The following is a 13,659-nucleotide window of genomic DNA, read 5'->3' as shown; positions in this document are numbered from 1 at the left end:
AGCAGTTTTCATGCGCCCTGATAAAAGGGTGGTGGAGCGAGCAACCTAACACGGGGCAGCCGTTGGCTGTCTGATTAGTTTTGTCCGCAAGGGCAAGTTTCCATTAGCGATTTCGAGAGACGGATGAACATCACCACCTTTGCCAAACGTTTGTGCCTGCTTGTGCCGTTGATCATTGCGCCCGCTGCCTGGGCCGCCGATGACATGGCCTTGCCGGCTTCGCCGCAACTCGCCGCCAAAGCCTATGTGCTCATGGATGCCGCCAGCGGCAACGTGCTGGTCGAGAACAACGGCGACCAGCGCCTGCCACCGGCCAGCCTGACCAAGCTGATGACCGCCTACATCGCGACCCTGGAAATCCGTCGTGGCCAGATCGGCGAAAACGATCCGGTGACGGTCAGCGAGAACGCCTGGCGTACCGGCGGTTCGCGGATGTTCATCAAGGTCGGCTCGCAGGTCACCGTCAGCGATCTGCTGCACGGGATCATCATCCAGTCCGGCAACGACGCCAGCGTGGCGCTGTCCGAGCACATCGCCGGCAGCGAAGACGCCTTTGCCGACATGATGAACAAGACCGCCGGCGACCTGGGCATGAGCAACAGCCACTTCATGAACCCGACCGGCCTGCCGAACCCGGAGCACTACTCGTCGGCTCACGACATGGCGCTGCTGGCCCGCGCGATCATCCGTGTCGACCCGGTGCACTACGCGATCTACTCGCAGAAGGAATTCTTCTGGAACGGCATCAAGCAGCCGAACCGCAACCTGCTGCTGTGGCGTGACAAGACCGTCGACGGTCTGAAAACCGGTCACACCGAAGAAGCCGGCTACTGCATGGTGTCCTCGGCGGTCCGTGACGGCCAGCGCCTGATCGCGGTGGTGTTCGGTACCAACAGTGAATCGGCCCGTGCGGCCGAGACCCAGAAGCTGCTGACCTACGGTTTCCGCTTCTTCGAAACCCAGACCTTCTACCAGAAGGGCACCGAACTGGCCCAGGCCCCGGTCTGGAAAGGCACCACCCACCAGATCAAGGCCGGTCTGGCCGAAGACCTGACCATGACCATGCCTAAAGGCCAGCTGAAGAAGCTTGCCGCCAGCATGACCATCAACCCGAAACTGGTCGCTCCTATCGCCAAGGGTGACGTGATCGGTAAAGTGGAAGTCAAACTGGATGACAAGGTCGTTCACAGTGCCGATCTGATCGCGCTGGAAGCGGTCGAGGAAGGTGGTATCTTCCGTCGCCTGTGGGATAGCATCCGCATGTTCTTCTACGGCATGTTCAACTGAAGCACCTTGAACTGCAGCAGTTTGAACACGTAGCAATTTGAACCAATAGTGTCGATTTACGTACCTCGCGCCTGACCCGGGCGCGAGGTATGTCCGTTGCCTGGGCTTACGAGGCCGTTATTGTCATGACAGACACTGAAGTAAAAGCGCCGAAAATCGAATTCCCCGTCACCGACTATCCGGTCAAGGTGATCAGTGACACGGGTGTGGGCAACAAGGACAAGATCGTCGAGATCGTCAGGAAACACGCGACGATCAACGACAACCGGGTGGACGAACGCCAGAGCACCAACGGCAAGTACACCACGATCCAGCTGCACATCGTGGCCACCGACCAGGACCAGCTGTACAACATCAACAGCGAGTTGCGGGCCACCGGCTTCGTACACATGGTGCTGTGATGGCGGGCGTGTTGGGCTTTCGCGAGCTCGGCCAGACCCCTTACGAGCCGGTGTGGCATGCCATGCAGCGATTCACCGATGGACGCAAGTCCGCGGAATTTCCTGATGAAGTCTGGCTGGTGCAGCACCCGTCGGTCTTCACCCAGGGCCAGGCCGGCAAGGCCGAGCATCTGCTGCTGCCGGGCGATATTCCGGTGGTCAAGGTCGATCGCGGCGGCCAAGTGACATATCATGGGCCTGGCCAACTGGTGGCCTATCTGTTGCTGGACGTTCGCCGCCTGGGTTTTGGCGTGCGCGAACTGGTCAGCCGGATGGAGCGCTGCCTGATCGAATTGCTGGCCAGCTACGGTGTGGATGCCGAAGCCAGGGCCGACGCCCCCGGGGTGTATGTCAACGGCGCGAAAATCGCCTCCCTGGGCCTGCGGATTCGCAACGGTTGTTCCTTCCATGGCCTGGCGTTGAACGTCGACATGGATCTGGAGCCGTTTCGGCGGATTAACCCCTGCGGTTATGCTGGGCTGGCGATGACCCAGCTGCGTGACCACACAGGACCGATTGAATTTGCCGAGGTAAGTGCCCGGCTGCGCGCGCAGCTCGTCAAACACCTCGACTATGCTGAGCAGACGACCCTAACGGGCGGAATCGATTGATATGACTACTGCGCAAGACGCTGTGCAAACCCTGATCCCGGCGCTGGATGTTTCCGAGCGTCCGGCCCGTGCGAAAGTCGAAACCGGCGTCAAGCTGCGTGGCGCCGAGAAGGTGGCGCGGATTCCGGTGAAGATCATCCCGACCACCGAGCTGCCGAAGAAGCCGGACTGGATTCGCGTACGCATCCCGGTATCGCCGGAAGTCGACCGCATCAAGCAATTGCTGCGCAAGCACAAGCTGCACAGCGTCTGTGAAGAGGCTTCCTGCCCGAACCTGGGCGAGTGTTTCAGCGGCGGCACCGCGACCTTCATGATCATGGGCGATATCTGCACCCGTCGTTGCCCGTTCTGCGACGTCGGCCACGGTCGGCCGAAGCCCTTGGATGTCAACGAGCCGGAAAGCCTGGCCATCGCCATCGCCGACCTGCGCCTGAAGTATGTGGTCATCACCTCCGTGGACCGCGACGACCTGCGTGACGGCGGTGCCCAGCACTTCGCCGACTGCATCCGCGAGATCCGCAAGCTGTCGCCGAACGTGCAGCTCGAGACCCTGGTCCCGGACTACCGTGGACGCATGGACATCGCGCTGGAAATCACCGCCGCCGAGCCGCCGGATGTGTTCAACCACAACCTGGAAACCGTACCGCGCCTGTACAAGGCCGCGCGTCCGGGCTCGGACTACCAGTGGTCGCTGACCCTGCTGCAACGCTTCAAGCAGATGATGCCGCACATTCCGACCAAGTCCGGCCTGATGCTCGGCCTGGGCGAGACCGACGACGAAGTCATCGAAGTCATGAAGCGCATGCGCGAACACGACATCGACATGCTGACCCTCGGCCAGTACCTGCAACCGTCCCGCAGCCACCTGCCGGTGCAGCGTTTCGTGCACCCGGACACCTTCGCCTGGTTCGCCGAGGAAGGTTACAAGATGGGCTTCAAGAACGTTGCCTCGGGCCCGCTGGTACGTTCCTCGTATCACGCCGACGAGCAGGCCAAGCTGGTCAAGGCAGAGCTGATCGGAGCGTAACCTTGAACCGTCGTCGACCCGTGCAGGCTTCTTGTCAGGTCCAGAGCGCGGTGCCGGCGCTACGTCAGGGCGGGGTGATCGGTTTGATCGCCCCGGCCGGTCCGGCGGCCCTTGATCCGCTGAAGGCAAAGCAGTGGGCGCAAGCCCGTGGCTATGGGCTGCGGATATTTCCGGGTGTCTCGCAACGGGACGGTTACCTGGCCGGCAGCGATGAGGTCCGCTTGCGGGACTTGCACGATGCCTTTGCTGATCCTGAAATCGATGTGATCCTCTGCCTGCGTGGCGGCTACGGTTGCCCGCGCCTGCTGGACGCTATTGATTTCGAATTGCTCAAAAAACATCCAAAACCCTTGGTCGGCTACAGCGACATCACCGCGCTGCATCTGGCGATCGCCCGTTACGCGGGGTTCATGACCTTTCACGGGCCGCTGTTCAATGCGGATCTGCTCGGGGACAAACTGCCGCCGACCGAATCCTCGTTATTCAACCTGCTGACCGGGCAGGTGCGCGCCGGTAGCCTGTTCGAGCATCCCGCCGCGTTCCCGCTGACCACCGTTGTTCCGGGCGCCGCCTCGGGACGTCTGCAAGGCGGCAACCTGTCGTTGATCTGCGCTACGTTGGGCACGCCCTATGAAATCGACACCCATGGCTTGATCCTGCTGATCGAGGACGTCAACGAGCCGCTGTACCGGGTTGATCGGCTGCTGACCCACCTGCGCCTGGCCGGCAAGCTGGAAGGCCTCAGGGGCGTGCTGGTGGGGGATTTCGCCGGTGTCGACCGCGATGCGCTGACGCGCCTGCTCACGCAGGAGCTGGCGCCCTTGGGGATTCCGGTGCTGGCGGGGTGGCGCAGCGGACATTGCGACCCGAACCTGACGCTGCCGTTGGGGGCTCAGGTGCGCCTGGATGCCGATGCCCGGCAGCTTGTCCTGGAGCAGGACGTGGTGCTGATCGCGTAAGTCCGCTCGCCTGTTCAGCCGCCCGGCCCGCTCCCACGGTGTTCGAGTGGTACCGGGTATTGCGGTCCTTGCAATACCTGTGGGAGGGGGCTTGCCCCCGAAGCTTTTGGCGGTCTTGAGGGCTCCGGCGGATCTATCGGTTGCGCAAGCTCTCCAGCAGCTTGTGGGTCGGATACCCATCCGCCGGCCAGCCCAGCGACTGCTGTGCGCTGCGGATCGCCTTGCGGGTATTGGCTCCGATGATCCCGTCGGGATTGCCCGCGTCGTGGCCATTGGCGCTGAGCACCGTCTGCAATTCCATCCGCTCGCTGCGACTCAGCGGCAGGTCGTCTTTCGGCCAGCTCCCGCGAATCACGCCACCGCTATTGAAACGCTGGGACAGCAGGCCGACGGCCAGGCCATAGGACGATGAATTGTTGTACTTGAGAATGGCGCGGAAGTTGTCGAGCACCAGGAAACCCGGTCCACGATAGCCTGCCGGCAGCAGCAGCGAGGCCGACAGCGGCGCGGCGCCATAGGGCAGGGCGACCCCTGGAGGGAGCTGCACGCCCATCTGCAGCCACTCGCTCACCGGCTTGCGGATGGCACCGTCCGCCAGGGCGTAGTCGAAGCCGGTCGGCAGCGTGACTTCGAATCCCCAGGGCTGGCCTTTCTGCCAGCCGGAGCTTTGCAGGTAGTTGGCGGTCGAGGCCAGGGCGTCGGCGGAGTCGTTCCAGATGTCGCGGCGACCGTCCCCATCGAAGTCCACGGCATAGGTGTTGTAGGTGGTCGGGATAAACTGGGTCTGGCCCATGGCTCCGGCCCAGGAGCCGAGCATCTGCCCGGGCAGGATGTCGCCGTGCTGGATGATCTGCAGCGCCGCGAGCAACTGGCTCTGGGCGAAACCGGGGCGACGGCCTTCGTAGGCCAGGGTCGCCAGCGAGCGGATCACCGACTTGTCGCCCTGGAACTGGCCGAAATTGCTTTCCATGCCCCACACGGCGACCAGGGCTTCCCGGTCGACGCCGTAACGTTGTTCGATGCTTTGCAGCAGGGCGCTGTTCTGGACCAGCAGCGACTGGCCCTTGCGCACGCGCAGCGCCGAGAGTGCGCCGTCGAGGTATTCCCATACGGGGCGGGTGAATTCCGGCTGGCTGCGATCGGCCTTGATCACGCTCATGTCCGGGGTGACGCCGGCAAAGGCGGTGTCGAAGGTGCTCGCCGTGATACCGGCGCGCAAGGCTTCGGCGCGGAAGGCGGCTTGCCAGTCATCGAAACTCTGGGCGGGCTGGATGCTCAACTCGTCGCTGGCGGGCTGTGGCGCAGGGACGGGAGCAGGGGCCGCGGGCAAGGTCTGGAGCGGCTGGGCGTCGGCGGCGGTGGGCTTTTCCGCACAGGCGACGAGCAGGATGAAGCTGGTGGCGGCGAACAGTCGGCGCAACGGCCAACGGAGGGTGAGACTAAAGGGCATGCGCGGGTCCGGAGAATGCGAATCAGGTGCTGACCTTATCACGCCAGAGGGGTGCAGGTCGTGATGACACTTTTACGCGGCCAGAAAGTCAGAAGCCTCCCAGCTTTTAGACTGGAAGGCTTCGCGGCGGTAGCTGCCTTTGCCCTTGGCGGGTTGTTCCTGACGGCTGCGGAACAGTGGCTGGGCGATGATCGATTTGGCCTTGTTGGGACGGCGCCGGGACGGCTTGCTCATGAGGGTGCACTCTCGGGTTGGGTGAAGAGTGCGAATGATCGGGCAGATGGGGTTGCCTGTCCAGTGGGTAGGGTGATGCTCGCGGCGCGGGGTTATTCCGGCGGCAATGCCAGCCGTTGCCCACACATCAGCAGGCTGAGACGGCTCAGGCTGCTCCAGGGCGAACCGGCGGCCTGTCCCTTGATTTGCGCATCGACCCGCTGGGCGTCCATCAGCAGCTGGCTCCAGCGTTGTGCCGAATGCCGTTGCAGGGCCTTGCTCATCAGCGGCTTGCGTTTGTCCCAGACCGGTGGCCGGGCCTGGCTGAACGCCTTGTCCAGCGGCACGCCCTGGCTGTACTGCTGGGACAGGCTGGCGAGCAGCCGCAGTTCCCGGGCCAGGGCCCAGAGAATCACCGGCGGCTCGACCCCTTCGCCGCGCAAGCCTTCCAGCATGCGCAGGGCATGGGCCGATTCGCCATTGAGCACGGCATCGACCAGTCCGAACACGTCGAAACGGGCGCTGTCGGCCACTGCGGCCTGCACCGTTTCGACGGTGATCTGGCCGCCCTCGGCCATCAGCTTGAGCTTTTCGATTTCCTGGGCCGCCGCCAGCAGGTTACCTTCGACCCGCGCGGCAATCAGCTCCACCGCATCCTGCTGCGCGGACAGCCCGGCTTGCGAGAGACGCTGGCGAATCCATTGCGGCAACTGGTTGGCGTCCACCGGCCAGATCTGGATGAACTGGGTCTGCTGGCCTTCGACCAGGGCCTTGCCCCACTTGGTTTTCTGCGCGCTGCCATCGAGCTTGGGCAGGCTGATCAGCAGCAGGGTGTCCTCGGCCGGCCGGCCGCAATATTCCATCAGGGCGGCGGCACCCTTGTCGCCGGGCTTGCCCGAGGGCAGGCGCAGTTCCAGCAGGCGCTTTTGCGCGAACAACGACATGCTGGCACCGGCTTGCAGCAGCGTGCCCCAGTCGAAGTTGGCGTCGGCGCTGAACACCTGGCGTTCGTCGAAGCCTTGCTGGCGCGCGGCGGCGCGAATGGCGTCGGCGGCTTCCTGGCACAGCAACGGATCGTCGCCGCTGATGATGTAGACGGGCGCGAGGCTGCCTTGCAGGTGTTTGGCGAGTTGGGCGGGGGCGAGTTTCATAGGCGGATAGCGGCGGGGCGCCTGGGGCGCCCCGTCCGGCTTACTGCTGCGGCAGTTCCAGAGGTGATTGCTTCGGTATCGACTCTTCGTACTTGCGCGCGGCTTCCAGGGCGTCGGCATCCGCCTTGGCCTTGGCATCGGCAGTTTGCTGCAGGCCGTCGAGTTGTTCCGGGGTCAGCAGTTGCAGGCGGATGACCATCTGCTGTACCAGGTCACGACGCATTTCCTTGCGCAGCTGCTCGGCCTCGGCGTCGCCGCCGGTGATGTTGTTGCCGTCGTGCACGTAGTACTTCTGCACTTCCAGCTTGCCGCCCAGCAGTGTCAGGTCCTTGTCGCCATGGATTTCATAGGTCAGCACGGTGTTGAGTTCGTACTCGGCGGTACGGCCCGAGCCGCTGTAGCTGGCTGCCCGCTGGGTTTCCTGTTCACTGGTCAGGATCAGCTTGTAGGGCGCGCCGTTGTAGACCTTGACGCCGCTGTGCTCCAGGACCTGGGTCAACTGCTTGACCGTGTCACCGTAGGCGTTGCGGGCGCTGACCGACAGTTCCTTGATCGTCAGTTCGGTATTGCCGGTGCCGCGCAGCTGGAAGCCGCATGCGCTCAGCAGCACTGCAAGGCCCATTACCAGCAGATTGCGTTTGATCATCTTGTTGCTCCCCTTGAAACCGTGGGTCGACACTGCGACCCCGGAAGTCTTGTAAGGTGCTCGTCCGGGACGGGCACCTGGTCCAATTAGCTAGCGACGATATTGACCAGCTTGCCGGGCACGACGATCACTTTGCGGATCGTCAGGCCATCGATGAAGCGCAGTACGTTTTCGTTGACCCGCGCCGCCGCTTCGATTTCTTCGCGAGTGGCGCTGGCCGGCATTTCGATCTGGCCGCGCAGCTTGCCGTTGACCTGGATCACCAGCACCAGGCTGTCCTGCACCAGCGCGCTGTCATCCTGCACCGGCCAGCCGGCGTCGATCACCGGATCGGCGTGACCCAGGCGATGCCACAGCTCGTGGCAGATATGCGGGGTGATCGGCGCCAGCAGCAGGGTCACGGTTTCCAGGCCTTCCTGGATCAGGGCGCGATCCTGCGCGGTGTCTTGCGGGGCTTTTTCCAACACGTTCATCAGCGTCATCACCTGGGCGATGGCGGTGTTGAATTTGTGGTTCTGGCCGACGTCGTGGCTGGCCTGCTTGATGGCTAGGTGGATCGAACGGCGAATGGCTTTCTGCTCGTCGTTCAGGCCGGCGACGTCCAGTTTGCCCGGCAGGCCCTGGGAAACGTGGGCCTGCGCCAGGCGCCAGACGCGCTTGAGGAAACGGTGCGAACCTTCGACGCCCGAGTCGGACCATTCCGCGCTCATGTCGGGTGGCGAGGCGAACATCATGAACAGGCGGCAGGTGTCCGCGCCGAACTGGTCGATCATCGACTGCGGGTCGACGCCGTTGTTCTTCGACTTGGCCATCTTCTCGGTGCCGCCGATCTCCACCGGCAAACCGTCGGAGATCAGCCTGGCGCTGATGACCTTGGCCTTGCTGTCACGCTCGAGCTCCACGTCCGCCGGGTTGAACCAGGTGTAGGCACCATTGGCTTCGCGACGGTAGTAGGTCTCGGCGATCACCATGCCCTGGGTCAGCAGGTTCTTGAACGGCTCGTTGGAACTGACCAGGCCTTCGTCGCGCATCAGCTTGTGGAAGAAGCGCGCGTAGAGCAGGTGCAGGATCGCGTGTTCGATACCGCCGATGTACTGGTCCACCGGCAGCCAGTGGTCGGCGGCCTTCGGGTCGACCAGGCCACCCTCGTAGTGAGGCGAGGCGTAGCGAGCGTAGTACCAGGACGATTCGACGAAGGTGTCCATGGTGTCGGTTTCGCGTTTGGCCGGTGCGCCGCATTTCGGGCAGGTGCACTCGTAGAACTCGGGCATGCGCGCCAGCGGCGAACCGGCGCCGTCCGGCACCACGTCTTCCGGCAGCACCACCGGCAGTTGGTCTTCCGGTACCGGAACGTCGCCGCAGGTGTCGCAATGGATGATCGGGATCGGGCAGCCCCAGTAGCGCTGGCGGCTGATGCCCCAGTCGCGCAGGCGGAACTGGGTGCGCGAGGCGCCGAGGTTTTTCTTGATCAGTGCGACTTCGATGGCGTCGAACGCACCGGCGAAGTCCAGGCCGTCGAATTCACCGGAGTTGATCAGCGTGCCGTGCTCGCCATAGGCGTCCTGCCAGGGCGCCGGGTTGGTGTCGCCCGAGCTGGTGCGCACCACCGACTTGACCGGCAGGTTGTACTTGGTGGCGAACTCGAAGTCCCGTTCGTCGTGAGCCGGAACCGCCATCACGGCACCGTCGCCGTAGTGCATCAGCACGTAGTTGGCGACCCACACCGGGAGTTTCTCACCGGTCAGCGGGTGTTCGACGAACAGGCCGGTCGGCAGGCCTTTCTTTTCCTGGGTGGCGACGTCGGCTTCGGCCACGCTGCCGCCCTTGCATTCGGCGATGAAGGCCTGCAGTTCGGGGTTGTTGCGAGCGGCCTGGGTCGCCAGCGGGTGTTCGGCGGCAACCGCGACATAGGTCGCGCCCATCAGGGTGTCCGGACGGGTGGTGAAGACTTTCAGGGCGCCGGCTTCGCCAATGGAGGCGACATCGTACGGGAACTGCACTTCCATGCCACGGGACTTGCCGATCCAGTTGCGCTGCATGGTCTTGACTTGCTCGGGCCAGCCCGGCAGGTCGTCGAGGCTTTCCAGCAGCTCATCGGCGTAGGCGGTGATCTTGAAGTAGTACATCGGGATTTCGCGCTTTTCGATCAGCGCGCCGGAACGCCAGCCGCGGCCGTCGATCACTTGCTCGTTGGCCAGTACGGTCTGGTCCACCGGGTCCCAGTTGACGGTGCCGTTCTTGCGGTAGATCACGCCTTTTTCGAACAGGCGGGTGAACAGCCATTGTTCCCAGCGGTAGTAGTCCGGCTTGCAGGTGGTCACTTCGCGGGACCAGTCCACCGCCAGGCCCAGGCTGCGCAGCTGGGTCTTCATGTAGGCGATGTTTTCGTAGGTCCACTTGGCCGGTGCGACGTTGTTCTTCATCGCGGCGTTTTCCGCCGGCATGCCGAAGGCGTCCCAACCCATCGGTTGCAGGACGTTCTTGCCCTGCATGCGCTGATAGCGCGCGATCACGTCACCGATGGTGTAGTTGCGCACGTGCCCCATGTGTAGCTTGCCGCTGGGGTAAGGGAACATCGACAGGCAATAGTAAGTCTCCTTGCCTGGCTGTTCACTGACTTCAAAGGACTTTTGCTCATCCCAGAACGATTGGGCGGCGTTTTCGATTTCACGGGGCTGATAGTGTTCGTGCATGGCTACTTGTACTGGAAAGGGTGGCCTAATCCTCTTCAACGCACCGTCTGGGTGCTGCTGGAAGTGGAGTTACAGGAAGCGCCGTAGCATACATGACGCCGCTCTATCGAGGGAAACCCTGATTGCGCGACAAAAGCCGTTGGTCGCGGCGGCCAGCCGGTTGGCCGGGCACCGCTAAGCTCATAGAGGGGGAGTGATTCTTATCTTCAATGAGGTGAACGGATGGTGGAGTCGCAGCGAAATGTAACTAATCCCGAGTTGTACGAGCGTCTGATCACGCGTCTTGGGCTTGCCCTCGACGCTGCAAGGACGGCGGTCCGCTTGCGTGACGAGCGTCCTGCCGAGCTGGAGTTACGAGGCTTGAGTCGTGCCGAGTTCGAGCTGATCAGGGCCTACCTGGACCTGAGCGGTGGCGACGTGCCCGAGTCGGCCACAGCCGTGGCGCAACAGAAGGAAGGGGTGCGTTCGGCCGAGGTTGTCTGGCTGAAGGACAGGGCGCCCAAGCTCTATTCGGCGCGCTTCAAGTCACTGCGGATCAAGTGAGGATCTGCCCGGCTGCATCCTGTTGTCTGTCGTTGACCTGGCTGGTATTCGAAAGCCATGGATCTGGAATGTTGTTGATTGATCCTGATGCACTTAGGCTTCGAGCATCTTCTGGAGGTGCTCGATGCCTGTTCGCTTCATCCTGAAACAATTACTCCTGCCGCCCGGTCTCTTATTGCTGCTGCTGGCGCTTGCCTGGTGGTTTCGTCGCCGCCGGCCACGCCTGGCGGGGCTGTGTTTCGCCCTGGGACTGGGAGGGTTCTGGCTGATCAGCCTGCCGGTGGTGGTCGAATGGTCCGCGCGGGTGCTGGAAACCGTGCCGCCCCTGCAGCGCGATGAATGGGCGGGCCTGGCGCAGCGGGCCGATGCGATCGTGGTGCTGGGCTCGGGGCGGGAGCGGGGCGATCCGGCCTGGGGCAGCGACCAGCCCACCGGTATCGGCCTCGAGCGCCAGCGCTACGCGGCGCGCCTGGCCAAGGCCTCGGGCCTGCCGGTATTGACCAGTGGTGGTTTGCATTACGGTTCGCCACCCAGCGAGGCGGCGCTGATGGCGCAGTCGATGCTGGACGATTCCGGCGTGACCGTGCGCTGGCAGGAAGAGCGCAGCACCACCACCTGGGAAAATGCCCAGTTCAGTCATGAGCTGCTGGCGCCGCTGGGTATCCGGCGGGTGGTCGTGGTGACCCATGCGGCCCATATGCCGCGGGCGGTGTGGAGTTTTGAAAAGGCCGGCTTCAGTGTCGTGCCGGCACCGGTCGGCTTTCTCGGACGAGACAACGCCAGCCCGCTGGGCGGCTGGCTGCCGGAGTTCAAGGCGATCTGGCGCAGCGGACAGTTGATCAATGAAGCGGTGGGGCAGGTTGGCTACCAGCTGTTTTACCGTTGAAATCACTCCCCGATCGTTCCCACGCTCCGCGTGGAAATGCAGCCCGTGACGCTCTGCGTCAAAAAGGCGGACGCAGAGCGTCCTGACAGGCATTCCCACGCAGAGCGTGGGAACGATCAAGTCAACCTTGTAGGAGCCGGCTTGCTGGCGATGAGGCCCGTGAGTCTTGCGTTGCTCTCGCGGGCGCCATCGCCGGCAAGCCGGCTCCCACAGTGGGTCAGGCTCAGACGATCTTGGCGATCCGGCTGGCCAGCAGCGCCCAGCCGAACAGCAGGCCGCAGAGGATGATCAGCGGCCACGAGCGCCATTGCAGGTAAGGCGTCAGGTTGTGCATCGGCACCACTTCACCGTAGAGGATGCCCCGTTCGAACTGGGGAATCTGCGCGGTGATCTGGCCGAACGGGTTGATCAGCGCGGTCACCCCGTTGTTGGTGCCGCGAATCATCCAGCGCCCGGCTTCCAGGGCGCGCATCTGCGCCATCTGCAGGTGTTGCAGCGGGCCGATCGAAGTGCCGAACCAGGTGTCGTTGCTGATGGTCAGCAGCAGGTCGCTGCGCGCCGACAGGCTGGCGGCAAACTCCGGGTACACCACTTCATAGCAGATGAACGGGGCGATCTGGTAGCCCTTGGCCTGCAGCAGCGCCTGGTCGGCCGGGCCGCGGGCGAAGTCGGACATCGGCAGGTCGAAGAAGGCGATCAGGCCGCGCAGTACATCCTGCAGCGGCACGTATTCGCCAAACGGCACCAGCTTCTGCTTGAGATAGATACCATCGCCTTCGCCTACGACTGTAATGCCGTTGAAGTAGCGTTTTTCGTTATGCACGACCTGGCGGATCGGCACGCCGGTGATCAGTGCCGTATGCCGGTCGGCGGCGAAGTTGCCCATCATCGACAGGTAGCCTTCGGCGGACTCCTTCAGTACCGGCACCGCGGTTTCCGGCCAGACCAGCAGGTCGACTCGCTTGGCCGTGAAACTCATGTCGCGGTACAAGGCCAGCTGCGCATTGAGCTGTTCGGGGTCCCACTTCATGCTTTGTTCGATATTGCCCTGGATTGCCGCCACGCTCAGCGGCTCGCCCGCCGGGCTGGTCCAGGCGTAGTGCTTGAGCGCCAGGCCGATGGCCCAGGGGCCGAGCAGCAACACCAGGCCAATGGCGATAAAGGCCTTGCGCCCGGTCTTGAACAGGCGCGGTGCGTTGTACAGCAGGGCAGCGGTGAGGGCCAGGGCAAAGGAAATCAGCCACACCCCGCCCAGCGGTGCCAGGCTCGAGAGTGGCCCGTCGAGCTGGCTGTAACCGGAGTAGAGCCAGGGAAAACCGGTGAGAAACCAGCCGCGGAAGGCCTCTTGCGCCACCCACAGGGCGGCAAAGGCCAGCGCGTCGGCCAGTGGTGCTTCATTGCGGCGAATCCAGCGTGCCCAGACCCAGGCGGGCAAGGCGAAAAACCAGGCAATGGCGGCCGTGAACAGCAGCATCAGCATGCTCGCCAACAGCACCGAGGCGCCGCCGAAGTGGTGAATGCTGTAGTAGATCCAACTGGTGCCCGCGCCGAACAGGCCGAAACCGAAGCACCAGCCGCGCCATAGCGCCTGGCGTGGCGAAAGCTCGCGCAGGCCGGCATAGAACAGACCGACCGCGAGCAGTGCCAGCGGCCAGATGTCGAACGGCGCCAGGGCCAGGGTGGTCAGTGCGCCAGCCACCACGGCCAGCAGATTACCGGGCCAGCCGGGACGGGTTAAGCGCAGCATGTGGAT

General features: G+C 63.6%; 13 protein-coding genes. 7 read left to right on the top strand and 6 right to left on the bottom strand.

Going from position 1 to position 13,659, the window contains the following annotated elements; genetic code table 11:
• Positions 1–123 precede the first annotated feature (123 nt).
• From ACL9RJ_RS12880 to ACL9RJ_RS12860, 5 genes are all read left to right on the top strand, one after another.
• Positions 124–1,287: a D-alanyl-D-alanine carboxypeptidase family protein gene (locus tag ACL9RJ_RS12880; RefSeq protein WP_017123351.1), complete on the top strand. Its 1,164-nt coding sequence runs from the start codon at positions 124–126 to the stop codon at positions 1,285–1,287.
• Positions 1,288–1,412: 125 nt separating this feature from the next.
• Entirely contained in the window at positions 1,413–1,688 is a 276-nt protein-coding gene (locus ACL9RJ_RS12875) for a DUF493 domain-containing protein (RefSeq protein ID WP_042934383.1), read from the top strand.
• On the top strand, positions 1,688–2,338 hold the full coding sequence (gene lipB / locus ACL9RJ_RS12870) for a lipoyl(octanoyl) transferase LipB (protein ID WP_017123353.1): 651 nt from the start codon (positions 1,688–1,690) through the stop codon (positions 2,336–2,338). Before ACL9RJ_RS12875 ends, lipB begins: the two co-directional genes overlap by 1 nt.
• Before the next feature lies 1 nt (position 2,339).
• Complete coding sequence (gene lipA / locus ACL9RJ_RS12865; RefSeq protein WP_042934203.1) at positions 2,340–3,365, top strand: lipoyl synthase; 1,026 nt, start codon at positions 2,340–2,342, stop codon at positions 3,363–3,365.
• A gap of 2 nt (positions 3,366–3,367) precedes the next feature.
• Positions 3,368–4,324, top strand: coding sequence for a S66 peptidase family protein (locus tag ACL9RJ_RS12860; RefSeq protein ID WP_218643276.1), 957 nt, complete (start codon positions 3,368–3,370; stop codon positions 4,322–4,324).
• A gap of 133 nt (positions 4,325–4,457) precedes the next feature.
• Here the strand turns inward: ACL9RJ_RS12860 and ACL9RJ_RS12855 are convergent, their stop codons facing one another.
• From ACL9RJ_RS12855 to leuS, 5 genes are all read right to left on the bottom strand, one after another.
• Positions 4,458–5,774, bottom strand: a complete 1,317-nt coding sequence (locus ACL9RJ_RS12855) for a lytic murein transglycosylase (protein WP_177083954.1) — start codon at positions 5,772–5,774, stop codon at positions 4,458–4,460.
• Positions 5,775–5,846: 72 nt separating this feature from the next.
• A complete protein-coding gene (arfA, locus tag ACL9RJ_RS12850) occupies positions 5,847–6,008 on the bottom strand; it encodes an alternative ribosome rescue factor ArfA (RefSeq protein ID WP_017123357.1) in 162 nt (53 codons plus the stop codon).
• Between the two features lie 92 nt (positions 6,009–6,100).
• Entirely contained in the window at positions 6,101–7,138 is a 1,038-nt protein-coding gene (gene holA, locus ACL9RJ_RS12845; protein WP_017123358.1) for a DNA polymerase III subunit delta, read from the bottom strand.
• A gap of 40 nt (positions 7,139–7,178) precedes the next feature.
• Positions 7,179–7,784 carry an LPS assembly lipoprotein LptE gene (gene lptE, locus ACL9RJ_RS12840; RefSeq protein WP_042934385.1) on the bottom strand — a complete coding sequence of 202 codons (606 nt, stop codon included), beginning with the start codon at positions 7,782–7,784 and terminating at the stop codon, positions 7,179–7,181.
• Between the two features lie 86 nt (positions 7,785–7,870).
• Complete coding sequence (leuS, locus tag ACL9RJ_RS12835) at positions 7,871–10,477, bottom strand: leucine--tRNA ligase (RefSeq protein ID WP_422765308.1); 2,607 nt, start codon at positions 10,475–10,477, stop codon at positions 7,871–7,873.
• Between the two features lie 222 nt (positions 10,478–10,699).
• Between leuS and ACL9RJ_RS12830 the strand changes: the two genes are divergently transcribed.
• Together ACL9RJ_RS12830 and ACL9RJ_RS12825 are read left to right on the top strand one after the other, a co-directional pair.
• A complete protein-coding gene (locus tag ACL9RJ_RS12830) occupies positions 10,700–11,020 on the top strand; it encodes a hypothetical protein (RefSeq protein WP_017123361.1) in 321 nt (106 codons plus the stop codon).
• 124 nt (positions 11,021–11,144) lie between these two features.
• Positions 11,145–11,906, top strand: coding sequence for a YdcF family protein (locus ACL9RJ_RS12825; protein WP_017123362.1), 762 nt, complete (start codon positions 11,145–11,147; stop codon positions 11,904–11,906).
• A gap of 223 nt (positions 11,907–12,129) precedes the next feature.
• Here ACL9RJ_RS12825 and lnt read toward each other — a convergent pair whose 3' ends face one another.
• Positions 12,130–13,653, bottom strand: a complete 1,524-nt coding sequence (lnt, locus tag ACL9RJ_RS12820) for an apolipoprotein N-acyltransferase (RefSeq protein WP_422765306.1) — start codon at positions 13,651–13,653, stop codon at positions 12,130–12,132.
• Positions 13,654–13,659 lie beyond the last annotated feature (6 nt).

The organism is Pseudomonas sp. Mn2068, assembly GCF_049319725.1.
GTDB classification, from domain to species: domain Bacteria; phylum Pseudomonadota; class Gammaproteobacteria; order Pseudomonadales; family Pseudomonadaceae; genus Aquipseudomonas; species Aquipseudomonas gingeri.
This window is presented reverse-complemented; position numbering and strand designations above follow the sequence as displayed.